The sequence below is a fragment of the Brevundimonas vesicularis genome (assembly GCF_014204545.1).
Lineage (GTDB): Bacteria > Pseudomonadota > Alphaproteobacteria > Caulobacterales > Caulobacteraceae > Brevundimonas > Brevundimonas vesicularis_B.
This window is the reverse complement of sequence record NZ_JACHLJ010000001.1, coordinates 328,651-351,503: the sequence shown is the minus strand read 5'-3', so window position 1 is coordinate 351,503 and position 22,853 is coordinate 328,651. Positions and strand designations below refer to the sequence as shown.

Below are 22,853 nucleotides of genomic sequence, written 5' to 3'. Positions count from 1 at the left end.
TCCATCTTGGGCGTCGGAAGCGTCGCCGTCTTCATCAGAACGAAAAACGCCCCGGAGGTTTCCCTCCGGGGCGCATCTCAAATCCTTGACGGATCAGTTGAACAGGCCGGCGATCACGGCGGTGATCAGGCCGCCCGCGACGGCGGCGAGCACCACGTCATTGCCGCTGCGGACGTATTGGTAGCCACGGGGCGGCGCGCGCAGACCATAGCGGTTATAGTCGTTCACTACGTAGGCGTTGGTGCGGTAGTAGGACGGCATCCGCTGACCATAGCTCCAGGTCCGCACCGCATAGCCGCGCGGCGCAACATAGCGCGGAGCGTTGTAACGACGTTCCGCACGCTGCCAGCGTTCATAGGCGCGTTGCTGCTGGCGATAGTCGCGACGATCCTCACGCTGCTCGCGGCGGTAATCGCGGCGATCCTGGCGATAGTCCCGACGATCGTAGTGGTCAGGACCCGGACCGTGACGTGCGGCGGGACCATGCGGACCGTGGGGCGGTACGGGCTGAGCCGAGGCTGCGCCCGCAGCGCCCAGCGCGCCGGCGGCCATGACCGAAGCGATTGCGGTGGTCAGGATCTTTTTCATGATCGTGTCTCCATCTGCGCCGAAGAACGTCGGCTTGGGTGCAGTTATGGCGCACGGCGACTGAGGCGCACCTGAACCGGCGTCATCGGCCCAGGTTCATGTCTGGAACACAGGATCGCCGCAATCAGGCGGCGACGGAGGCCTCAGACGACTGAAGCGCCATCTGCGCGACCGCATCGCGACCGCCGCTGACGCGACCCATCAGGGCTGCCAGGGCGCCGAAATCGATCGGCTTGTTCAGATAGGCGTCGGCGCCGGCCTGAAGACCGGCTTCGTGATCCTCATGACGCGCCGAGGCGGACAGGACCACGATGGGGGTGCCGGCGTTCTGGCCGCCCTCGCGGATCATGCGGGTCGCGGTCAGTCCGTCCATAACCGGCATGTTCACATCCATGATGATCAGGTCGAACGGCTGGTCCTTGGCGATATCGACCGCGACCTGGCCGTTCTCGGCCGTCGAAGTGACGTGGCTGGCCGAGCTCATCCAGGCCTCCAGGATCATGCGGTTCACCGGGTGATCCTCGACCACCAAGACGCGCAGCGATTCGCCGCCTTCGATCTCGGCATGAACCTCGGCCGCCGCCACGGGCTTGGCCCATTCCACGACCTCAGCCTCGATTTCCAGGGTGAAGCATGAGCCCTCGGCGAGCTTGGACGTCACGGTGATGTCGCCGCCCATGATGTTGGCCATGCGTCGCGCGATAGTCAGACCCAGACCCGTGCCGCCGAAGCGCCGCGTCGACGAGGTATCGACCTGGGTGAAGGGCATGAACAGCCGCTCCAGATCTGCCGCCGCAATGCCTGCGCCGCTATCCTGGACGACAAACTCGAACCGCACGCGCTGATCCGACACGCGGTGCCCGCGCACGAGATAGTGAATCTCGCCGGCCTCGGTGAACTTGACCGCATTGGACAGCAGGTTCTGCACCACCTGGCAGACGCGCAGCGGATCGCCGCGCACCACCGTCGGGATATCGCCTTCCACGGTCGTGACGAACGTCAGGCCCTTGGCTTCGGCCTGTGCCTCGAAGGGGCCGGTGATGCGCTTGTTCAAACCGTCGATGACGATGTCGACGACCTCGAAGTTCATCTTGCCGGCCTCGATCTTGGTCATGTCGAGGATGTCGTTCAGCAGCGACAACAGATTGTCGCCGGAGTTGCGGATGATCGAAAGATATTCGCGCTGCGTCGTCTCCAGTCGCGTCGCGCTGAGCAGTTGCGCCGCGCCCAGCACGCCGTTCATCGGGGTGCGCAGCTCGTGCGAGATCACGCCCAGGAAGTTCGACTTCGCGTCATTGGCGGCATTGGCTCTGTCGCGGGCCGCTTCCAGCTCCTCGATCAGATGCGCCTGGTGCGACTGGAAGGCCCGGATGCGGTCTTCGCGCAGCAGGGTCATGGTCACGAGCACAAAAAGACCCGCCGCCGTGAACGGCAGGACCGCCAGCATCGACCAGAAGGCGTTGGTGCCCCACAGGCTGAAGAGAATGATGGTGGCCGCCGCGCCATAGGGCGAAGAGATGATCAGGGCCTGACGCGGCGAGCTGCGAAGCTGGGCGAAGACCAGAACATAGCCGGAAATCAGCAGGGCGAGCGCCAGGGGGCGTCCGAACTCGGCGGGCGAGAACCAGGCCATCAGAGGCGCAATGGCCCAGGCGCCAGTCGTCACCGTGGCCACGATCGGGAAGATCACGCCCCAGTTGGTGCCGACACGGTGGCTTAGACGATGTTCGACAGTTCCCCGCAGCGATCCGGCCGCCAGCGTGCCCCCGAACCACAGCAGCGCCGGCAAAAGACCGACCGTCCCCAGAAGGCCTACCCCCCATGAAGCGATGATCATGTAGCGGAGATACTGCGTCTGCAGGATGGCCGTCAGCGCCTGAGCCGCGTCTCCGGCGCGTTGTTCGCCTTCGAGCGCCTTCGCGACGCCGTCTGATTCCACCATAAGCCCAGATCCCCACGTTCTGTTTGGTCGCATGACGCTAAGACGAAGGTTCTAAGACGATGTGAACGCAGTTCTTTCGGCTATTTCGCCTCCTCAGGCGTCAGGGCCTTGATCGAAAGGGCGTGGACCGGTCCGGCCATTTCGTCCTTCAACAGGGCGTTCACCGCGCGCTGTCGCGCCAGCCGCGATTGCCCCTGGAAAGCGGCGGACACGATCACCAGATTGAAATGGCTTTCGCCGCCAGGCTTGGCGTCCATTCCGCCTTCATGATGATGTCCGGCGTGGCGCCAGCTGTCGTCTTCGACCTCCAGACGCTCGGGCGACAGCCCTGCCGTCAGTTTTGCACGAATAATCGTCGCCACCGGGCCTTCAGACATGATCGATTCCTTGATGCTGTCCCAATCGGGCTTACACTTCGGCTGATGTCCGCCTCCTTTCAATACAAGCCGCGCTTCACCGACATTCGGGTGAAGCCGCCCAAGCCCGAGGAAGAGGCGGCGAAGGCCGACGTCCTTCACCTCAAGCCGGGCGAAAAGCCGTGCCAGTGGCCCGACTGCCGTCGGGCCGCCGCCGCCAAGGCGCCCAAGTCGCGCGAGCGGCTGAATGACTTCTACGAATTCTGCCAGCCGCACGCCGGCGAATACAATAAGGGCTGGAACTTCTACGCAGGCATGAGCGAAGGCCAGATCCGCGCCGCCCAGGAAAACGAGGCCATGACCGGCGGGCGCCCGACCTGGGAGATGCAGGCCGGCAAGTTCACGCGCGAAGCCGCCGCCTTCGCCGCCAAGATGGGCACTTCGAACACCACCGGCGCCGGCTCATGGCGCGACAGCTTCGGCCTGTTCGGGCGCAAGGGTGATCAGGCGCCGCAATCGGCGACCGAGGACCGCCGCATCGGCAAGCTGGAACGCGCCGCCCTCGCCGACCTCGATCTGGACCCCGGCGCGGACAAGGCGAAGATCAAGGCTCAGTATCATGAGCTGCTGAAGCGGTTTCACCCCGACACTAACAGTGGCGACCGCAGCGCCGAGGCTAAGCTGCAACGTGTGATCAAGGCCTGGAAGACGCTGAAGAAGGCCGGTCTGGCCTGACGGCCTAGTCGGCGTAGATCATCTTGCGCGTCATACCGCCGTCCACGGTCAGCACCTGGCCCGTGACGAAGCCCGCCTCGGCGAGGTAGAGCACGGCCCCGGCGATATCCTCGGCGCGGCCGACGCGGCCGACCGGATGCTGTTCGTGATCGACAGGACGCAGATTCTTGCCGTCCGAAATCCAGCCGGGCGCAATGGCGTTGACGCGGATTCGAGGACCTTCGCTGATCGCCAGGGCGTGGGTCAGGGCGAACAGCGCGCCCTTGGACGCCGCATAGGCCTCGGTGTGCGGCTCTGACATGAAGGCGCGCGTCGAGATCATGTTCACGATGGCGCCGCCCTCGTTCAGCATCGGTATTGCGGCGCGGCTCATCAAAAAGGCGCCGGTCAGATGGCTGTCGACAGTCTTGCGCCAGTCGGCCAGCGACAGCTCAGCCAGCGGGCCGTTCACCGGATCGGCGTTGCCCCCGTTGTTGACCAGCAGGTCCAGCGACGACCAGCCCAACGTCTCGAACGCCTCTTTGACCGAGCCCTCGTCTCCCAGATCGCAGTCGATATGGCGCGCCTCGCCCTCGCCCGGTTTCAGGTCGAAAGAGGCGACCTCCCATCCGTTGGCCAGCAAGGCGTCACAAACGCCCGTTCCGATCAGGCCTGATCCGCCCGTGACAATCGCTTTTTTCATGGTGCCGAAACCGGCGACGGCCGGCTTGGTTGCGCCGGATCAGGGCTGACCGGCCGCTTGGCTGTTCGCGGCGGCCATCATCGGGCTCGTAGGCTCGCGGAAATAGCGATCGATGCCGTCCGCCACCGACTTCATCAGGCGACGGCGCGCGCGCTCATCGGTCAAAAGCCGCTCGTCCTCAGGATTGGTGATGAAGCCCATTTCCAGCAGCACGGCCGGCACGTCGGGCGCCAGGAGCACAGCCAGACCCGCATCGCGATGGCTGCGGCGCAAGAGAGGATGATCCGAACCTTCAAGATGGGTCAGCAGGACGCGCGCGAACTGGGCCGAGCGGTTCTGGGTCGCGCGCTGGGTCATGTCGAGTAGGATGCGATCCACCGACGGATCGCGGCCCGGCAGATGCAGCTCGCGATGCCAGTTGTCGCCGCGCGTGAACTCGCGCACGGCCCGTCCGGCGCCCTGCTCCGACAGGGTATAGACGCTGGCCCCGCGCAGCGCCGGATCGGCGCCGGCGTCGGCGTGCAAGGAAATGAACAGGTCGGCGTCGGCCTGACGCGCGGTGGAGACGCGGCGATAGAGGTCGACGTAGCGGTCGTCGGTCCGGGTCAGGCGCACGCGATAACGGCCGTTCTTCTCAAGCTCGGCCTTCAAAGCCAGGGCGGCGGCCAAGGTAACCTGCTTTTCCTGGGCGCTCGCGCCGCTGGCGCCTGGATCATTGCCGCCATGGCCGGCGTCGATGACGATCAGGGGGCGTTCGGCGCGACGCGGCGGCGTGCTGGCGCGCGGGGCCGGCGTGGTCGAGGCGCGCGCGGCGGCTCCCGTCGCCTTCAAGTCCACAACATAACGATAATGGCTGACACCGTCGCCGGGGGGCAGCAGGAAGCGTCGTTCGATCTCGCTGCCGCGCGCCAGTTCCAGCTGAACCCGCGACGAACCGCCGGACGACGTGACCTCATAGGAGCGCACCAAACCCGAACCGCCGCCGTTCAGACCGCGCCCCGGCGCAACACCGCTGAGGGCGAGGACCACCCGACCTTCGCCGCCCGCGTCGATGACGCGTCCCTGCGCCGTCTTGTCCAGATCGATGACGACGCGCGTCCGATCGCCGTCGGCGCCGAAGCGCACCGCCAGCACATCGCCCTGCGCGCCCCAGGCGAAACCGCGCGTTGCGGACAGACCGACCATGCAGATGACCACGAAGGCCAGGGCGGTCATCGCCCACTCCTTCGCGCCCCAGCGCATCAGACCTGTCAAAACGCGACCGCTCATCTGCGTCGGCGAACCTAGTTTAAGCCTACTTGAACCCCATCATGACAGAGGCTCGTATTCAGGGAGTTAAGGCGAGCGCCTTTTAATTCTCCCGTTGCATGACTATGCTGTGACCGCTCGCGAACCGATCGCGCCGATTTCGCCTTTGCGAATCTTGGCGCGCCCTCCTCGCGGCGTTGACTTTCACCAATCCTAGAACCGCCCCGGCCTGGCCGATGGTTCGAAGAGCGGACCAGGGACGCGGCCTTCCCAAGGGATTGGCGCGCCCGGTTCAGGACCGACGACTTAATGGGCCTTTCCGCCTGCGTTCCCCAACGGCTTGATCAAGCCTTCTTCGCCGTTCTCGGCGAGGGGATGTCGCGCGCGCCGGCCCTCACCTTCATTCGGCGAGCCGCCATGACCCTGTCCGGAGATCCGGGACGGTCGGCCTGCGCGCGCCAGAGAGAGACTTTCCATGTCAAAGACAATGCTGATCGATGCGGCGCATCCCGAGGAGACCCGGGTCGCCATCGTGGACGGGCGCAAGATTGAGGAATTCGATTTCGAATCCCGTGCGAAGCGCCAGCTTCGCGGCAATATCTACCTCGCCAAGGTCACCCGCGTAGAGCCCAGCCTGCAGGCCGCCTTCATTGAATACGGCGGCAATCGCCACGGCTTCCTCGCCTTCAACGAAATCCACCCCGACTACTACCAGATCCCCGTCGCCGACCGCGAAGCCATCATGGCCGAGGCGCACGATGATGAGGACGAGGACGATCTCGACCGCGAATCGACCGGCGATGACGTCGACCCCGAGTCGGCGCTGGCCGACGAGGAGCGGCTGAAGCGCCGCCTGATGCGTCGCTACAAGATCCAGGACGTCATCAAGCGCCGCCAGATCCTGCTGGTCCAGGTCGTCAAGGACGAGCGCGGCGCCAAGGGGGCAGCCCTGACCACCTGGCTCTCGCTGGCCGGCCGCTACTGCGTCCTGATGCCCAACACCGGCAAGGGCGGCGGCATTTCGCGCAAGATCACCAACACTTCGGACCGTCGTCGCCTGAAGAGCGCGGTCTCGGCCCTGGAAGTGCCCAAGGGCATGGGCCTGATCATTCGCACGGCAGGCGCCAAGCGCACCAAGGCCGAGATCAAGCGCGACTATCAATATCTGCTGCGCTTGTGGGAGACGATCCGCGAGACCACCCTCGCCTCTCATGCCCCCTCGGTCATCTACGAGGAAGAGAACCTGGTCCGCCGCGCCGTGCGCGACATGTTCGACAAGGACTTCGACGGCATCCAGGTCGAGGGCGTCGAGGGCTTCAAGGAAGCGCGCGACTTCATGCGCGTGCTGATGCCGGCCCAGGCCAAGAAGGTTCACCTTTATCGCGGCTCGCGGCCCCTGTTCGCGGCCAACGGCATCGAGGAGCTGCTGACGCAGATCCACCAACCGGTCGTGCCGCTGAAGTCCGGCGGCTATCTGGTCATCAACCAGACCGAGGCCCTGGTGGCCATCGACGTCAACTCGGGCCGCGCCACCAAGGAACGCAACGTCGAACAGACGGCGTTCAAGACCAACATGGAAGCGGCCGAGGAAGCCGCCCGCCAGCTGCGCCTGCGCGACCTCGCCGGCCTGGTCGTCATCGACTTCATCGACATGGATGAGGGCAAGAACAACCGCGCCGTCGAGCGCGTGCTGAAGGAAGCCCTGTCCTCCGACCGCGCCCGCATCCAGATGGGCCGCATCTCGCCCTTCGGCCTGATGGAGATCAGCCGCCAGCGTCGCCGACTGGGCGTGATCGAGGGCGCCACCGAAGCCTGCCCGCACTGCCAGGGCACGGGCCGCATCCGCTCGGCCGAATCCGCCGCCCTGATGACCCTGCGCGCGGTCGACATCGAAGCCGGCAAGAACGGCGCGGGCGTCGTGGTGCTGAAGGTCTGCACCGCCGTCGGCCTGTACATCCTGAACCACAAGCGCGCCTATCTGCAGTCGCTGCTGGAACGTCGCGGCCTGAACGTCATCGTCCAGATCGACGACAGCCTGGGCCAGGGCGAACACAATATCGAGCGCACCGAGACCAACGAGGACTTCGTCGCGCCCGAGATCGAGATGCCCAATCTCGACGACGACTTCGACGCCTCGCTGTACGAAGACGAAGATGAGGACGACGACGAGGAGATCATCGCCGACGACGATGACGACACCGTCGAATCCCTGGATCGCGAAGACAGCGACGACGACGAACCGCGCGAACGTTCGGAACGTCACGAAGGCGGTCGCGATCGGGGTCGTGGGCGCAACCGTCGCCGTCGCGGCGGTCGTCGCGACGAGGAAACCTCGGACGTCGAGGCCGTCGATACGGTCAGCGCCGACGACGCCTCGGACGATGAGGAAGACGAAAACGGCCGCCGCCGTCGCCGTGGCCGCCGTGGCGGTCGCCGCGTGCGCGAGGATGGCGAGCGCGACGTCTACACCTGGGTTCGCGGCCGCACGCCGTCGCTGGACGACCCCTATGTCTGGTTCGACCCGCTGAACCCCGGCCGCTCGGAAGGTCGTCCGGAACGCGGCGAGCGCCCCGAGCGGGCTGCACGCCCAGCTGTCGCCGAGTTCGAGGTCGAAGGCCTGGAAGTGGTCGCCGCCGAAGGCTCCGGCGAGGAAGGCGGCCGTTCGCGCCGTCGTCGTCGTCGCGGTCGCGGTCGTGGCGACGGTCCCGTCAGCCACGAGATCAAGGTCGAGAACCGCGCCACCAACGAAGGCATGCCGCCCGATGGCTCGCCCGAGACGCCGATGGCCGTCATGGTCGAGCCGACCGAGGCCGTCGAAACGGCCCCCCCGGCTATCGCGCCCGAGCCTCAGCGTCGTCGCGTGCGCCGCAAGTCGGCCAGCGCCAATGTCGAGATCGCGACCGAGCCGCATCCCGACACCGCGATCGAGCCGAACGAGGCCACAGTCCAAGGCGCGCCGGCCGAGCTGGACGTGACCCCGCACGAGGCGCTGGCCGCCGAACCGGCCGAGGTCGCCCCGGTCGCCGCCCCGACGGCGGTTCCGGTGACCGAGGCAGTCCTGGCTGAGCCGTTCGTCGCCCCCACGCCGGAGATCGATGTCGAGGCCATCATCGCTGAAGACCCGAACCAGATCGTCGCACCGCCCGAAAAGCCCAAGCGCGGGTGGTGGCGCCGCTGATCGGTCACGATTAGACTGTCTGGATACAGGCGGGGGCCGGTCGTTGTTGGAGTAGAGCCATGAGATGGCTTCCCCGATCTGCATCCCGCGTTCTGGCGGCGGCGGCGACGGCCTTGATGGCTGTTTCCGTCGCCAGCCAGGCCTCCGCGCAAAGCCTGATCCGCGACACCGAGGTCGAGGGCATCGTGCGCGAATGGGCCGACCCGGTCTTCGTGGCCATGGGGCTGAACCCGAACGATATCGAAGTCCTGCTGGTCAACGACAACGACCTGAACGCCTTTGCGACACGCGGGCGGATCATGGGCGTCAACACCGGCCTGATCCTGCGCACCAAGACGCCCGGCGAACTCTTGGGCGTGATGGCGCACGAGGCGGGCCACATCAAAAACCGCCACACCCTGCGTGACGGGGCCGAGAACGCCGGCAAACAGCCGATGTTCATGACCATGGCGCTGGGCGCCCTGGCGATCGCCGCCGGCGCGCCGGACGCAGGCGTTGCCCTGCTCGGCTCCAGCCAGTATTTCGGCGCTCTGGGCGCGCTGCATTACATGCAGAGCCAGGAAGGCGAGGCCGACATCTCGGGGGCGCGGGCGCTGGAGGCGGCCGGCCAATCCGCCGCCGGGCTGGTGTCCTTCTTCGAGAACTTCCGCTCGCAGGAAGTCTTCTCCGACGCCCGCCGCTATCCCTATTTCCGCAGCCACCCCCTGTCGTCGAACCGGATCGAGAGTCTGCGCCGCTATGTGCAGGAGCAGCCGCACTACGACCATCGCGACAGCCCCGAACGTATGGCGCAGCACGCGCTGATCCTGGCCAAGATTCACGCCTTCATGGATGCGCCGAACGCCACCCTGCGCGACTATCCGTCGACCGACACCTCCCTGCCCGGTCGCTATGCGCGGGCCATCGCCTGGTATCGCGACGGCCAGACGGACAAGGCGCTGACGGCGGTGGATGCGCTGATCGCCGGCGACGTGAACAACCCCTATTTCCAGGAACTGAAGGGCCAGATCCTGTTCGAGGAAGGCCGCCCGGCCGAGGCCGTCGCCGCCCACCGCGAGGCGGTCCGCCTAAAGCCCGACGCCCCCCTCCTGCGCGTCAACCTGGCCCACGCCCTGATCGAGACCAATGACAAGGCCAAGCTGGACGAGGCCATCGACCAGCTGAAACACGCCGTCGTCGCCGAGAAGGACAACACCATGGCCTGGCGACTGCTGGCCCAGGCCTATGCCTCCCAGGGCAAGGAAGGCGAGGCGCGACTGGCCTCGGCCGAATACTATTTCGCCGGCGGAGACGAGAAACAGGCCACCCAGTTCGCTCTGCGCGCCCGCTCCATGCTGGACCCCGGCTCGATCGAATGGCGCCGCGCCGTCGATATCGTCCTGGCCTCGGGCGCCACGCCCGACGATCTTAACGACCTGGACCGACGTGACGCCGCGCGCCGGCCCGCCACACTCAACTGACCCCTCACCGCCGACTGCGAGCCTGAATGACCGACGACGCCTCCCCGCCTGCGCCCGAACCCAAGACCGCCAAGCCTGCCTGGCTCAGCGGCGGCCGCGCCGGCTATCTAGCCCTGGGCCTGTCGGTCATCGCGCTGGGCTTTTCAGCCGCGCCCTATCTGACCGGCGGATCGAACGTGCGTGCGTATCTGCTGGAGCATCCTGAGGTCTTGCAGGAAGCGCAGATGGCGCTGCAGACCAAGGACGCCGAAGCCGCCGTCGAGGAGACGAACCAGGCCGCCGCCGCCAACGCCGGCCTCCTGGCGCCCGACGCCCGCGATCCGGCCTTCGGTCCCGCGAACGCCAAGGTCACGGTGATCGAGTTCTTCGACTTCCGCTGCCCCGGCTGCAAGGCCGTAGCCCACGACTATCGCGCCCTGATGGCCGCCCATCCGGAGGTTCGCTTCGTCTTCAAGGACTGGCCCATCCTGGACCGCGGCGACGACGTCACCTCGCAATACGCCGCCCGCGCCGCCCTGGCCGCGCACCAGCAGGGCAAGTATCTGGAGGTCTATGACGCCTTGATGACCGAGCGGGCGCTGTCGATCGAAGCGATCGACGCCATTCTGGCGGCGCATGGCGTGGACATGGCCCGCGCCAAGGCCGCCATCGCCGCGCCCGACACCACCCGCCACATCGCCGACATCCACACCACGGCCGCCGCCCTGCGCCTGCGCGGCACGCCGACCTTCTTCGTCAACGGCAAGGCCAGCCCCGGCATCGACCCGGCCGAAATCGGCAAACTGATCGAAGCAGCGAAGCGCTGACCAACCTGCGGCCGAGGCGTCAGGCCTCGGCCAAACTCATCTGTCCGCCGATCCATTCGACGCCGGCATGGCGCAGGGCGTCATTGGCCGCAGTCTCGTCGCCCAGCGCCTGTTCGGCGCGGTAGAGGACGTAGTAGCTGTACGGGTCGTTCGGCCAATCCTTCAGCAGTTCGCCGATCTTGGCCTTGGCCGCCGCCGCATCGCCGGACGCCAGCATGGCGGCGGCCAGGCTGCGACGCGTCGGATACCAGATCATCGGCGGATCGCCGCCCTCGGGCGCCATGGCCTGGATCGCCGCCGCCCGCCCATAGGCGGCGATGGCGGCGGTATAGTCCTGATCGATCATGGCCGCGCGGCCTTCCAGCACCTTCTGGAACAGTTCGGCGAAACCGGTCTGACGATCCGCCATCGGGCCCTTGAACGCCTTGTCCGCCAGCAGGGCGGCGATCGCCTGGGCTTCGATCCGAACCGCCGCCGCATCCCCGCGCCGCGCCGCCGCCTCGCCCCGTGCATAGCGCCAGCCGACCTGCATCAGCGGACGGCCCACGTCCGGCTCGGCCAGCGCCGCGACCTGGGCGTCCGATCCGAACCGGCCGTAAAGCGCATAGGCGTCCGCCGCCATCACCTGACGATAGACGACATAGCCGTCTTCGCCCGCCTCGGGTGGTCCCGCCAGCTGCGGATAAGTCGCCATATACCAGTCGGCCAGCTCCAGCCCTCGCTCGGCCCCGCCAGCCATCAGGGCGCCGCCCATGCCGAAATGGATGTTGTGGGCATGCAGCCGCATGCCGCGAATGCCGCCGGGCGGGCCGACCAGCTTGTCGTAGCTTTTGTCCAGCGCCACGGCGTTGACGTTGGACATCATCGCATCCTTGTAGCGCCCGACCCGATAGAAGGTGTGCGACGGCATATGCACCAGATGGCTGGCGCCCGGCGCCAACAGGGCCAGCCGCTCGCCATAGGCCAGCGCCCTGTGTGGATCGTCCGACCATTCGGTCAAATGGATAAACAGGTGAATGGCGCCCGGATCGTTCGGCTTGACCGTCAGGGCGTGCTGCAGGATCGCCATGGCGCGGGTGACGGCCGGATCGGTCGCCTTGCCGTCCTTGTCCCACCATTCGCCCTCGGGCTGGAGCATCCAGGCGTCGGCGGTGATCGAGGCGACCGATACGTCGTCGGCATGGCGCCTTGCAATCCGGTCCATGGCGCGAGCGTAACGCAGGGCGCGTGTCTTCTCCTTGCCGGAATAGCGCTGGATCAGGGCGTCGATCATCTGACGCTGCATCGGCGTAGCGTCTCGGGCCAGACGCCGCGCGTCACGGGCGACGCGCAGGCCTGTGGCGATCGATTCGGGATCGCCGCCTCCGCCATTCAGGTTCGGCCCGATCGCCCAGGCCTCGCCCCAGGCGCACATGCCGCACGACGGGTCCAACTGCCTCGCCTTCCTGAACGCCCGCACCGATTCCGAATGCTCGAACGCCCAGCGCAGCCGCACGCCATGGTCGAACCAGGCCTGGGCCTCAGGGTTTTTCGTATCGACCGCGAAACCGTCGTCGCCGAAGCCCGGAACCATGACCATGTCGCGTGTCGGCTGAACGTCGCCGACGGCCCCGACTCTACCGCAGACCTGCGGATTGGTGATCAGGGCCAAGGTCGCCGCCGTCGCCGTGGCGTCGGCGACCGCCACGGGCGCAATCAGACAAGCGACCGAAACGGTTGCGACCCACAGACTCTTGCGCATCTTCGCCTCCCCTTCTGACGACCAGTGTGCGCTCAAATCGTCGGCTCGCCAATCACCCGGTCAGGGCATGGTGACGGGCAAGGTGTCTTGCGCCCGCCCGTCACCGGCCGGCGCCGCAATCCCGAGCATCCGCGCTAGGAAAGGCTGCACATCGACACTGTCCATATCGGTCAGCCGACGCCCGGCTACCACGCCCGGCCCATGGGCGATGAAGATCGCCGCCATCTCCGGCGCCTGATTGTCATAACCGTGGGCGCCGCCCGCTCGCGTCACCGGCCGATCCCGTGTCGCCGTCAGCCAGCCGGTCTCGACCAGACAGACGATTTGCGCCACCCGCGGGTTGGATCCATAGACCAGTCGCGCCGGCACATCGGCCTTGTTCCAGCATTCCATATGCGGATGACGCCCTACCAGCTTTTGCTGCACCTCGGCCTCGCGGCCCGGCGCCGGATCGGCGGTCAGGACTGCTCCGCCATAACCGATCTTCAGCGCCGCCGGATCGATGATGTCGTCGATCCATACGACGCGATCTGGTGAGGTCGCAGCCATGCCGTGATCCGACACTACGACCAGCATCGTGCGATCATAAAGCCCTCGCGCCTTCAGCCCCTCGATCAATCGTCCCATCGAGGCGTCCACCGATGCGGCGGCGGCGCGCGTCTCGGGCGCATCGGGGCCGTTGCGGTGACCGGCCGTGTCGACGATGTCGAAATACAGCGTCTCCAGCTTCGGTCGCTGATCCATCGGCAGGTCCAGCCACGACAGCAGGCGATCCACGCGCGCATCGCCCGGCATTGCCTGGTCGAACGGCGCCCACTGGCTGGGCCGCACGCCGTGGATTTCGACCTCCGATCCCGGCCAGAACATGGTGCCGGTGCGCACGCCCGCCTTTTCGGCCGTCACCCAGATCGGCTCGCCCTGATCCCAAAAGCCGCTTTCCTTGCTGGCCATGGTGAAGACGCCCAGCTGCGCGTCGGTGAACCGGTTGCCGACCACGCCGTGGTGGTCTGGGTGCAGCCCCGTCACCAGCGTATAGTGGTTGGGGAAGGTCACGCTTGGGAACGACGGCCGCATCGGTCCGAACGCGCCGCCGGCGACCAGTCCATCCAGCACCGGCGTCTGCCCCTTGCCCAGATAGTTCGGCGAGAAGCTGTCGATCGACACCAGGATCACCAGATCGGGACGGCTCGTCTGCGCGGCCTGCTCGACAACCGACGATGTAAAGGCGGGTTGCGGGGCCCCTGCGCAGGACGCGACGGCGAAGGCGGCGGCCACAGCCAGGCTGGCGGCGACGAAACGAGACATGAGCTTACTCCAAGGCGGCATTGAACCATTGCCTAAACTTAATGGACGACAGCCACGCGACGGCTTGTGCGACCGGCGTTCACTCGCCAAGCTTGGCGTATGGAAACCGTCATCGACATTCGCGGCCTGACCAAGACCTACGGGACGGTAAAGGCCTTGGACGGCCTAACCTTGTCGATCCCGCGAGGCGGGGTCTACGGCATTCTGGGGCCTAATGGCGCGGGCAAATCGACGCTGTTTCGCACCCTGCTGGGCCTGATTCGTCCGACCGAGGGCGAGGCCACGGTGATGGGCGGTCGGATCGGCGATCCGGCCTCGATGCGTCGCATGGGCTCGATGATCGAGACGCCGCGCTTCCCGCCGTTCATGACCGCCCGCCAGGTGCTGGAATGGCTGGCCCGCGCCCATGGCGGCGTGTCCTCGGCCGAGATCGACAACTGGCTGCAACGCGTTGGCCTGAGCGAGGCCGCCAACCGCCGTGTGAAGGGCTTTTCGGTCGGCATGCTGCAGCGACTGGGCGTCGCCGCCGCCCTGATGACCAAGCCGGATCTGGTCATCCTGGATGAACCGACCAGCGGGATGGATCCGCCCGGCATCCAGGAGATGCGCGCCCTGATCCGCAGCCTGGCCGACCACGACGGCGTCACCGTCATATTGGCCAGCCACCAGCTTCAGGAGGTCCAGCGCGTCTGCGACCGCGTCGCCATCTTCAACAAGGGCAAGGTGATCACCGAAGGCCGCGTGTCAGACCTGACCGCCTCGGGCGAGCGTCTGCGCCTGTCCGTTACGCCGCTGGCCAAGGCCATGTCCCTGCTGGGCGACCGCGCGACGCTTGAGGGCGACGCGGTGGTGGCCGCCGTGCCCCGCGCCGAGGCCGCCGCCGCCATCAAGGCTCTGGTCGAAGGCGGTGTCGATATCGAAGAGGCCCGCTGGATCGGCGCGGACCTGGAAGACGTCTTCATGAGCGAAACCGGCTGGACCGGCGTGCAGGAGCAAAACCGTGCTGGCTGACGCTATCCGTTCCGAAACCTACCGCCTGTCCAAGAACCGCACCGCCCTGTTCTGGAGCGTGCTGTTCATCCCCATCATGGGTGTGATCCTAGCCACCCTGGGCTTCGTGGTCGCCAAGGCCAATGAAGCCAAACTGGCGGGCAAGCTGCCGCCGGACATGATGAAGGGCGGCCCGCTCGATCTGGGGATGGCCCTAGTCAAGAGCGCGGGCGACTTCGCCAATCCCGCCATCCTGATGTTCGTCCTGATCGGCGCGGCGACCATCTACGCCGGCGACTATCGCTGGGAGACCTGGCGGCTGATCAGCGCGCGCAACACCCGGCCGAACCTGCTGACCGGCAAGGTGGCGGTCGTGGGTCTGGTGATCGTGCTGGCGACCATCGCCGCCCTGATCTCCGACCTGATCGCCAGTGCGATCCAGGCGGCGGTGTTCAGCCGCCCCCTCACCTTCTCGATGAACGGCGCAGCGGCGGCGGACTTCGGCCTTCTAACCCTGACCTCCTGGGCGCGCATTCTGCAGTTCACCATGCTCGGCCTCCTGGCGGCCGTGGTGACCCGCTCGTTGCTGGCGGCCCTGTTTGCGCCGCTGGTGATCGGCGTGGCCCAGTTCTTCCTGCCCCAACTGCTGCTGCCGATGGGCGTGACGCCAGACGGCTGGCTTCTGCCTCTGCTGTCGCCCGGCATGGCCACCGACCTGCTAAAGGCCGCTATCGAGGGCGGCATGGCGGCGACCGAACTGCCGGGTCACGCCGTCCTCAAAGGCGTCCTCAGCCTGGCCCTGTGGATCGGCGTCCCCTTCGCCGCCGCCGTCGCCTGGTTCAACCGCCAGGACCTATCGAAAGAATAGGCGGCGACGGACTACGCGCGCCTTCCGCGACCAGCCAGTCGCGGAAGGCAGCCACCGCCGCGTCCTAGGCGGCTAGAGCCGCTTCTCCATGAAGACGTCCGCGCGCACATAGGGCGTGGGACGTGGCGGCAGGTGAACGAAGCCGGCGCTTTCATACAAGGCGATCGCGGGCTTTAGGGCGCTGTTCGTTTCCAGATACAGACGGTCAGAGCCCGCTTGCCGCGCCGCCGCTTCACAGGCCTCGAGCAGGCGTCGCGCCAGCCCCAGGCCGCGCGCGGCGGGCGTGACCGTCATCTTGCAGACCTCCACCCCGTCGTTGGTCGGGACCAGGGCGCAGCAGCCGACTGGCTCCCCATCCCTCTGCGCGATGAAGATGCGCCCGCCCTTGTCCAGGAACACGCCCTGCGGATCATCTATAGCCAGACGATCCTTGGCCTCGATGGCGAAACCGCCCTCGACCAGCCAGGCGGTGTTCAACTGCGCCCAGGCGGCGGCGTGATCGGGACGGAAATCGACGATGGCGACGGTCATTCACCCCTCATGCCCGGTGTGCACGCAAAGCAAAAGGGCGGTCGGATCACTCCGACCGCCCTTCCGGCGTTTGGTCTAACGACCAAATCTTAGTCTTCGTCGTTGCCTTCGAAGGCCAGGACCGGACCGGAGTCCTTGCCTTTGGCTTCGACGTCGCGGTCGACGAACTCGATGACGGCCATCGGGGCGTTGTCGCCGTGGCGGAAGCCAGCCTTCATGATGCGGATATAGCCGCCGTTACGCTCGCTGTAGCGCGGGCCAAGCGTTTCGAACAGCTTGCCGACTTGCGGCACGTCGCGAACATGGCTGATGGCCTGACGACGCGCGTGCAGGTCGCCCTTCTTGGCGAGGGTGACCAGCTTCTCGACGAAGGGACGCAGTTCCTTCGCCTTGGGCAGGGTCGTGGTGATCTGCTCGTGCTTGATCAGCGAGGCGGCCATGTTGGCGAACATGGCGGTGCGGTGGCTGGTCGTGCGACCGAGTTTACGATGGGCGGCGCCGTGGCGCATCTGGGTCTCTCCTACTCCGGAACCGGTATCCCGACAGGGACCTGGAACCGTAATCTTCTAACCGCCCCGACATTCTCCCGAAGGAGACGGGCGGAGGGTTGAACTTAGATCTGGTCGTCGAACTTCTTGGCCAGATCTTCGATGTTTTCGGGCGGCCAGTTCGGCACGTCCATGCCGAGGCTGAGGCCCATCGTCGTGAGAACTTCCTTGATCTCGTTCAACGACTTGCGGCCGAAGTTCGGGGTGCGAAGCATTTCGCCCTCGGTCTTCTGGATCAGGTCGCCGATGTAGACGATGTTGTCGTTCTTCAGGCAGTTGGCCGAACGAACCGACAGTTCCAGCTCGTCCACCTTCTTCAGCAGCGCCGGGTTGAAGGGCAGGTCGGGCTTGCCGTCCGACTGCTCGACAGCCTTCTTGGGCTCTTCGAAGGTGATGAAGATCTGGAGCTGGTCCTGCAGGATGCGCGCGGCGTAGGCCACGGCGTCAACCGGCGTGACCGCACCGTTGGTTTCGACTTCCAGCAGCAGCTTGTCGTAGTCCAGCGACTGGCCCTGACGGGTCGGCTCGACGCGATAAGCCACCTTCTTGACCGGCGAATACAGGGCGTCGACGGCGATCAGGCCGATCGGCGCATCTTCCGGACGGTTCAGCTCGGCGGCGACATAGCCCTTGCCGTTCTGGACGGTCAGTTCCATGCGCACCGAGGCGCCGTCGTCCAGCGTGCAGATGACGTGGTCGGGGTTCAGAACCTCGATGTCCGCCGGCACGTCGATCTGGCCGGCCGTCACCGGACCGGGGCCCGTGGCGCGCAGGGTCATGCGCTTGGGGCCTTCGGCGTGCATGCGCAGCGCCAGTTGCTTGATGTTCAGGACGATGTCGACCACGTCTTCGCGCACGCCTTCCAGCGACGAGAATTCATGAACGACGCCGTCGATCTGGATGGCCGTGACGGCCGCGCCTTGCAGCGAGGACAGCAGAACGCGACGGAGCGCGTTGCCGAGCGTCACGCCGAAGCCACGCTCGAGGGGTTCAGCCACCAGGCGCGCCTTGCGCTGGGCGTCGGAACCGATCTCGATCTGCGGCTTCTCGGGACGGATCAGCTCTTGCCAGTTTCTTTCGATCATTTTGTCCCTCGAACGGGTTTCGCCTGCTCCGGCCTTGTCGACGAGGCCATGATGGAGCGGACGGAGATTGGGGGTGCCTTGGAACGCTATCGCTTAGACGCGACGACGCTTGGGCGGACGGCAACCATTGTGCGGCATCGGCGTGACGTCGCGGATCGTCGTGATCGTCAGACCGACCGACTGCAGCGCGCGCAGGGCCGACTCACGGCCGGAGCCCGGACCCGAGACGTTCACTTCCAGCGTCTTCACGCCGTGTTCCTGGGCCTTCTTGCCAGCGTCTTCCGCAGCCATCTGAGCGGCGTAGGGCGTCGACTTACGCGAACCCTTGAAGCCCATGTGACCCGCCGAAGACCACGAGATCGCGTTGCCCTGGGCATCGGTGATCGTGATCATGGTGTTGTTGAACGAAGCATTCACGTGGGCGACGCCCGAGGTGATGTTCTTGCGCTCGCGCTTCTTTACGCGACCCGGTTCCTTGGCCATGTGTCTGTCTTACTTCTTCTTGCCGGCGATCGGCTTGGCGGGACCCTTGCGGGTGCGGGCGTTCGTATGGGTGCGCTGACCGCGGACCGGCAGGCCCTTACGGTGACGCAGGCCGCGGTAGCAGGCCAGATCCATCAGACGCTTGATGTTCATCGACGTCTCGCGGCGCAGGTCGCCCTCGACGGTGTGATCCTTGTCGATCGTTTCGCGGATCGACAGGACTTCGGCGTCCGTCAGCTGGTTCACCCGGCGGGCGGGCTCGATGCCCACCTTCTCGGTGATGTCCTTGGCGGCGGCGGGGCCGATGCCATGGATATACTGAAGCGCGATCTCTACGCGCTTGTTGGTCGGGATGTTGACGCCAGCAATACGGGCCACGAAATTCTCCAGATACGCGTTAGTCAGACGCAACAAACGCTCCGGTTAACAAACCAGGAGCGTGGCGCCCTTCGCGGGAAGGCGCCCTTATACAGATGATTCACCGGGCGTCAACATCCGCTCCGGCGCGGCGCCGCTTCAGCGTGGCGGGCGGCCGAAATCGACGCCGACCGTGACCCGCTGCCCCTCAACCGGTCGACCGTCTTCCGTCGGCGGCTGGAAGCGGAAATAGCCAGACACCTGTAGGCCGGCCGCGCCGAAGCCCAGACCGGGGGGCGTCTCTTGAACGACGCGGCACCCGTCCAGCCGGCTGTCCAAACGGATGACGCAGGACAGTTCGACCCGGCCGTAACGGCTGCGGGCGCCCGGCGGGTGGTTGGCGCGAATCTGGCCGATGGTGGGACCTGTGACCAGACGCGGTCCGGTCGAGCCGCTGCCGGGGCCGGATCCAGAGCCGACACCAGATCCGCTGCCTGTCCCCTGCCCGCCCTGGCCGAAGCCGGGTTGCGGCGATGGTGCCGGCGCGACCCCGACGACGGGCGCAGGCTCCGGCGCCTTGACGGGCGGCGCCGGAACTTCGCGCGGGCGTTCCTTGGGGGGAGGCGGCGGCGTGTGAATGACGGATGGCGCAGCGGGCGCGCCGCCGCCGGTCTCGGGCGCCGGGGGTTCGTTGGAAATCGGCGGCGGCGGATCGTAGAGGACGACCTCGAACGGCGGCGGCTCCACCACGGGCGTCGGGGCCGGTCCCCTCACCTGTCCCAGCAATAGGAACAGGCCGATTTCCGCGGCCGCGACGGCGACGAATATGCCCGCCATACGCCAGCGGCGTAGGCGGGTCTTCTCGGGTTTGGGGTCGTCCAACTCAGTCATCAGGCGATCAACGCCCGAAAACGCAAATCAGGCCAGGGCCTCGTCGATCGCCTTGGCGACGGACTCGATCGAGCCCATGCCGTCAGCTTCGGTCAGCTTGCCCTGGGCTTCATAGTAGGGAAGCAGCGGCGCCGTGTTGCGGTTGTAGGCCTCGAGCCGGACCTTGAACGATTCCGGATTGTCGTCCGGCCGGCCCTGTTCGGCGAAGCGCTTGGCGATCCGTTCGGTCAGGGCGGCGTCGTCAACCTTCAGGCGGACGACGGCGTCGATCTGAACCCCGCGCTTGGCCAGCATCTCGTCCAGCGCCTCGGCCTGGGCCACGGTGCGCGGGAAGCCGTCGAAGATGGCGCCGCCGGCGGCCTCGGCCTCCGTCAGGCGATCTTCGATCAGGGCGATGACGATCTCGTCCGTGACCAGATCGCCGCGCGCCAGCACGTCCTTGACCTTGAGCCCCAGTTCCGAGCCCGAAGCGATGGCTGCGCGCAGCATGTCGCCGGTGGAGAGCTGGACCATGCCCTTCTCTTCCACCAGCCGCTTGGCCTGGGTGCCCTTGCCCGCCGCCGGCGGTCCGAACAGGATCAAGTTCATGCTTCAGCCCTCCCCTGGGCGTCTGACAACCTAAGACTTAGCGGCGGACGGGCGTGGGAGCGCCGCGACCGCCACGACCACGCAGCTTGGCCTTCTTGATCAGGCCTTCGTACTGGTGCGCCAGCAGTTGGGACTGGATCTGGGCCACAGTGTCCATGGTGACCGAGACGACGATCAAGATAGACGTTCCGCCAAAGTACAGGCTGTTGCCGAACTGGCTGACGATGAACTCCGGCAGCAGGCAGACTGCGGTGATGTAGGCGGCGCCGATCACGGTCAGGCGGGTCAGGACATAGTCCAGATACTCAGCAGTCCGCTTGCCCGGACGGATGCCCGGCAGGAAGCCGCCGTATTTACGCAGGTTCTCGGCCGTGTCCTCGGGATTGAAGGTGATCGAGGTGTAGAAGAAGCAGAAGAAGACGATCAGGGCGGCGTACAGCGCCATGAACAGCGGCTGACCGTGCGTCAGCTGCGCCGTCACCAGCGGTAGCCAGCTCATCCAGCTGGGCAGGTCGGCGTTGGCCGTCATGGTCGCAACCGTTGTCGGCAGCATCAGCAGCGACGAGGCGAAGATCGGCGGGATCACACCGGCGGTGTTGACCTTAAGCGGCAGGAACGAACGCTCGCCGCCAGCCATGCGGTTGCCTTCCTGGCGCTTCGGATACTGGATCAGAAGACGGCGCTGGGCGCGTTCCATGAAGACGATGAAGACCACGGTGGCCACAGCCAGGATGGCGATGAACAGCAGGGCGAAGGCCGACATCTGGCCTTGTTGGGCCAGACCCAGCAGGCGGGCTATGGTGGACGGCAGAACGGCCACGATACCGGCGAAGATGATCAGCGAAATGCCGTTGCCGACGCCGCGCGCCGTCACCTGCTCACCCAGCCACATCAGGAACATGGTGCCGCCGGTCAGGGTCACGACCGTCGAGATGATGAAAAAGATGCCTGGGTTGTCGACCAGGCCGGCCGTGCTGTTCAGGCCCGCCGCGATGCCGAAGGACTGCGCCAGCGCCAGGAACACCGTCAGATAGCGGGTGTACTGGTTCAGCTGCTTGCGGCCGCTTTCGCCGCCTTCCTTCTTCAGCTTCTCCCAGGGCGGATACACCGTGCCCATCAGCTGCACGATGATCGAGGCCGAGATGTAGGGCATCACGTTCAGGGCGAAGATGGCCATACGCTCGACCGCGCCGCCCGAGAACATGTTGAACATGTCCAGGATGCCGCGCTGACCGTCCGGGTTCTGGAAGAACTGCAGGAAGGCCTGCGAGTTGATGCCAGGGATCGGCACATAGGTGCCGATGCGATAGACCAGAAGCGCGCCCAGCGTGAACAGCAGGCGTTTATGCAGCTCGGTCGCTTTCGCGAACGAGCCCATATTCATATTGGCGGCGAGTTGTTCTGCGGCCGAAGCCATTATGCGTCCCCACGACTGATTGAGTCGTCAGATAGGCGGAAAGCGGCCCTCATGCGAGGGCCGCTTCCGTTCTTTCGTCGTCGCAGATGTAATCAGGTCACGACCTAATCGCCGCGACGACGCGTGACTTAGGCTTTGGCGGCGGTACGCTTGGTGCGGGCCGAGATCTTGTTCTCGTCGCCGCGCGGCGCCTTGGGAGCCGGAGCCTTGCCCTTGGCGGCGTTGCGCTTCTCGACGCGCGCGGCGGCCTTGGCTTCGGCTTCGATGCGTTGCTCGACGACCGAGCCGCCAGCGGCCTCGATGGCCTTCTTGGCGCCGGCAGTGGCCGACCAGACGACCAGGTTCAGCGCTTGCTTCAGTTCGCCGGTGCCCAGCAGACGCACGCCGTCCTTGACGCGACGGATCACGCCAGCGGCGACCAGAGCGTCGCCCTTCAGTTCGGACTTGGCGTCCAGCTTGCCAGCGTCGACGGCGTCCTGCAGGCGCCACAGGTTCACTTCAGCCAGCTTCAGAGCATTGGCGTTGTTGAAGCCGCGCTTGGGCATACGCATGTACAGCGGCATTTGGCCGCCTTCGAAGCCGCCGATGGCGACGCCCGAACGCGACTTCTGACCCTTGACGCCACGGCCAGCGGTCTTGCCCTTGCCCGAACCGGGGCCACGGCCGACGCGCATGCGCTTCTTGTGGGCGCCTTCGTTGTCGCGGATTTCGTTCAGTTTCATATGCCTGATCCTTTCGGGTGCTAGCGCCCGGACATCGTCCGGACTCGGCTTGGAAAAAATGAAGGGCCGCTGATAGGCGACCCTCTGGGTATTCGCAAGTGCAGAAACGCCCTCCCCCGGGTTCGGGAGAGGGCGAAACGGCTTACTTCTCGACGATCTCGGTCAGGTGGGCGACCTTGGCGATCATCCCGCGAACCGAAGGCGTGTCTTCCAGCGTGGATTCACGACCCAGGCGGTTCAGACCCAGGCCCACCAGGGTGGCGCGCTGGTCGTTCTTGCGGCGGATCGGCGAGCCGGTCTGCTTGACGGTGACGGTTTTCTTCTCAGCCATG

At 66.2% G+C, this 22,853-nt stretch carries 23 protein-coding genes; 6 read left to right on the top strand and 17 right to left on the bottom strand.

The features are described from left to right. Nucleotides 1–93 precede the first annotated feature (93 nt). The 3 genes from HNP47_RS01715 to HNP47_RS01705 all read right to left on the bottom strand — a co-directional run bounded on the left by HNP47_RS01715 (nt 94) and on the right by HNP47_RS01705 (nt 2,907). Nucleotides 94–588 carry an RcnB family protein gene (locus tag HNP47_RS01715; RefSeq protein ID WP_184277857.1) on the bottom strand — a complete coding sequence of 165 codons (495 nt, stop codon included), beginning with the start codon at nt 586–588 and terminating at the stop codon, nt 94–96. Nucleotides 589–712: 124 nt separating this feature from the next. After that, complete coding sequence (locus HNP47_RS01710; protein WP_184277855.1) at nt 713–2,530, bottom strand: response regulator; 1,818 nt, start codon at nt 2,528–2,530, stop codon at nt 713–715. Between the two features lie 80 nt (nt 2,531–2,610). Beyond that, entirely contained in the window at nt 2,611–2,907 is a 297-nt protein-coding gene (locus HNP47_RS01705) for a BolA family transcriptional regulator (RefSeq protein WP_184277853.1), read from the bottom strand. Between the two features lie 45 nt (nt 2,908–2,952). Between HNP47_RS01705 and HNP47_RS01700 the strand changes: the two genes are divergently transcribed. Further along, nucleotides 2,953–3,621, top strand: coding sequence for a J domain-containing protein (locus HNP47_RS01700; protein ID WP_017506027.1), 669 nt, complete (start codon nt 2,953–2,955; stop codon nt 3,619–3,621). A gap of 4 nt (nt 3,622–3,625) precedes the next feature. Here the strand turns inward: HNP47_RS01700 and HNP47_RS01695 are convergent, their stop codons facing one another. Both HNP47_RS01695 and HNP47_RS01690 read right to left on the bottom strand, forming a co-directional pair. Next, nucleotides 3,626–4,303 (bottom strand): SDR family oxidoreductase, encoded by a 678-nt coding sequence (locus HNP47_RS01695; protein WP_184277851.1) that lies wholly within the window; start codon nt 4,301–4,303, stop codon nt 3,626–3,628. Nucleotides 4,304–4,342: 39 nt separating this feature from the next. After that, nucleotides 4,343–5,518, bottom strand: a complete 1,176-nt coding sequence (locus tag HNP47_RS01690; RefSeq protein ID WP_221414886.1) for an N-acetylmuramoyl-L-alanine amidase — start codon at nt 5,516–5,518, stop codon at nt 4,343–4,345. Between the two features lie 508 nt (nt 5,519–6,026). Here HNP47_RS01690 and HNP47_RS01685 point away from each other — a divergent pair. The 3 genes from HNP47_RS01685 to HNP47_RS01675 are packed head-to-tail and all read left to right on the top strand — an operon-like array spanning nt 6,027 to nt 10,995. Then, nucleotides 6,027–8,729, top strand: coding sequence for a ribonuclease E/G (locus HNP47_RS01685; protein ID WP_184277846.1), 2,703 nt, complete (start codon nt 6,027–6,029; stop codon nt 8,727–8,729). A gap of 59 nt (nt 8,730–8,788) precedes the next feature. Then, entirely contained in the window at nt 8,789–10,189 is a 1,401-nt protein-coding gene (locus HNP47_RS01680; protein WP_184277843.1) for a M48 family metalloprotease, read from the top strand. Between the two features lie 26 nt (nt 10,190–10,215). Beyond that, nucleotides 10,216–10,995, top strand: a complete 780-nt coding sequence (locus tag HNP47_RS01675; protein ID WP_184277841.1) for a thioredoxin domain-containing protein — start codon at nt 10,216–10,218, stop codon at nt 10,993–10,995. A 19-nt stretch (nt 10,996–11,014) separates the two neighbouring features. On the opposite strand, the gene HNP47_RS01670 is transcribed toward HNP47_RS01675, so the two are convergent. Both HNP47_RS01670 and HNP47_RS01665 read right to left on the bottom strand, forming a co-directional pair. After that, the gene (locus HNP47_RS01670; RefSeq protein ID WP_184277839.1) at nt 11,015–12,736 is read right to left on the bottom strand and encodes a hypothetical protein; all 1,722 of its coding nucleotides are present in this window, start codon (nt 12,734–12,736) and stop codon (nt 11,015–11,017) included. 60 nt (nt 12,737–12,796) lie between these two features. Continuing rightward, nucleotides 12,797–14,041: an ectonucleotide pyrophosphatase/phosphodiesterase gene (locus HNP47_RS01665; RefSeq protein WP_184277837.1), complete on the bottom strand. Its 1,245-nt coding sequence runs from the start codon at nt 14,039–14,041 to the stop codon at nt 12,797–12,799. 99 nt (nt 14,042–14,140) lie between these two features. Here HNP47_RS01665 and HNP47_RS01660 point away from each other — a divergent pair, with 99 nt between their 5' ends. Both HNP47_RS01660 and HNP47_RS01655 read left to right on the top strand, forming a co-directional pair. Next, the gene (locus HNP47_RS01660; RefSeq protein ID WP_184277835.1) at nt 14,141–15,052 is read left to right on the top strand and encodes an ABC transporter ATP-binding protein; all 912 of its coding nucleotides are present in this window, start codon (nt 14,141–14,143) and stop codon (nt 15,050–15,052) included. Further along, nucleotides 15,042–15,899 (top strand): ABC transporter permease subunit, encoded by an 858-nt coding sequence (locus HNP47_RS01655; RefSeq protein WP_184277833.1) that lies wholly within the window; start codon nt 15,042–15,044, stop codon nt 15,897–15,899. The genes HNP47_RS01660 and HNP47_RS01655 overlap by 11 nt, the downstream gene beginning before the upstream one ends. Before the next feature lie 72 nt (nt 15,900–15,971). Here the strand turns inward: HNP47_RS01655 and HNP47_RS01650 are convergent, their stop codons facing one another. The 10 genes from HNP47_RS01650 to rpmD all read right to left on the bottom strand — a co-directional run bounded on the left by HNP47_RS01650 (nt 15,972) and on the right by rpmD (nt 22,852). Beyond that, nucleotides 15,972–16,430: a GNAT family N-acetyltransferase gene (locus tag HNP47_RS01650; protein WP_184277831.1), complete on the bottom strand. Its 459-nt coding sequence runs from the start codon at nt 16,428–16,430 to the stop codon at nt 15,972–15,974. 89 nt (nt 16,431–16,519) lie between these two features. Beyond that, entirely contained in the window at nt 16,520–16,939 is a 420-nt protein-coding gene (gene rplQ, locus HNP47_RS01645) for a 50S ribosomal protein L17 (protein WP_184277829.1), read from the bottom strand. A gap of 104 nt (nt 16,940–17,043) precedes the next feature. Further along, a complete protein-coding gene (locus HNP47_RS01640; RefSeq protein ID WP_017506040.1) occupies nt 17,044–18,063 on the bottom strand; it encodes a DNA-directed RNA polymerase subunit alpha in 1,020 nt (339 codons plus the stop codon). Between the two features lie 93 nt (nt 18,064–18,156). Further along, nucleotides 18,157–18,546, bottom strand: a complete 390-nt coding sequence (rpsK, locus tag HNP47_RS01635; protein ID WP_013268944.1) for a 30S ribosomal protein S11 — start codon at nt 18,544–18,546, stop codon at nt 18,157–18,159. A 9-nt stretch (nt 18,547–18,555) separates the two neighbouring features. Continuing rightward, nucleotides 18,556–18,924 carry a 30S ribosomal protein S13 gene (rpsM, locus tag HNP47_RS01630; RefSeq protein ID WP_026108555.1) on the bottom strand — a complete coding sequence of 123 codons (369 nt, stop codon included), beginning with the start codon at nt 18,922–18,924 and terminating at the stop codon, nt 18,556–18,558. A gap of 138 nt (nt 18,925–19,062) precedes the next feature. Then, nucleotides 19,063–19,794: an energy transducer TonB gene (locus HNP47_RS01625; RefSeq protein ID WP_184277826.1), complete on the bottom strand. Its 732-nt coding sequence runs from the start codon at nt 19,792–19,794 to the stop codon at nt 19,063–19,065. A gap of 27 nt (nt 19,795–19,821) precedes the next feature. Continuing rightward, nucleotides 19,822–20,382, bottom strand: a complete 561-nt coding sequence (locus HNP47_RS01620) for an adenylate kinase (RefSeq protein ID WP_017506042.1) — start codon at nt 20,380–20,382, stop codon at nt 19,822–19,824. Nucleotides 20,383–20,419: 37 nt separating this feature from the next. Further along, the gene (gene secY / locus HNP47_RS01615; protein WP_017506043.1) at nt 20,420–21,799 is read right to left on the bottom strand and encodes a preprotein translocase subunit SecY; all 1,380 of its coding nucleotides are present in this window, start codon (nt 21,797–21,799) and stop codon (nt 20,420–20,422) included. 128 nt (nt 21,800–21,927) lie between these two features. Further along, nucleotides 21,928–22,521, bottom strand: coding sequence for a 50S ribosomal protein L15 (rplO, locus tag HNP47_RS01610; protein WP_055804617.1), 594 nt, complete (start codon nt 22,519–22,521; stop codon nt 21,928–21,930). Nucleotides 22,522–22,663: 142 nt separating this feature from the next. Next, complete coding sequence (rpmD, locus tag HNP47_RS01605; RefSeq protein WP_184277823.1) at nt 22,664–22,852, bottom strand: 50S ribosomal protein L30; 189 nt, start codon at nt 22,850–22,852, stop codon at nt 22,664–22,666. Nucleotide 22,853 lies beyond the last annotated feature (1 nt).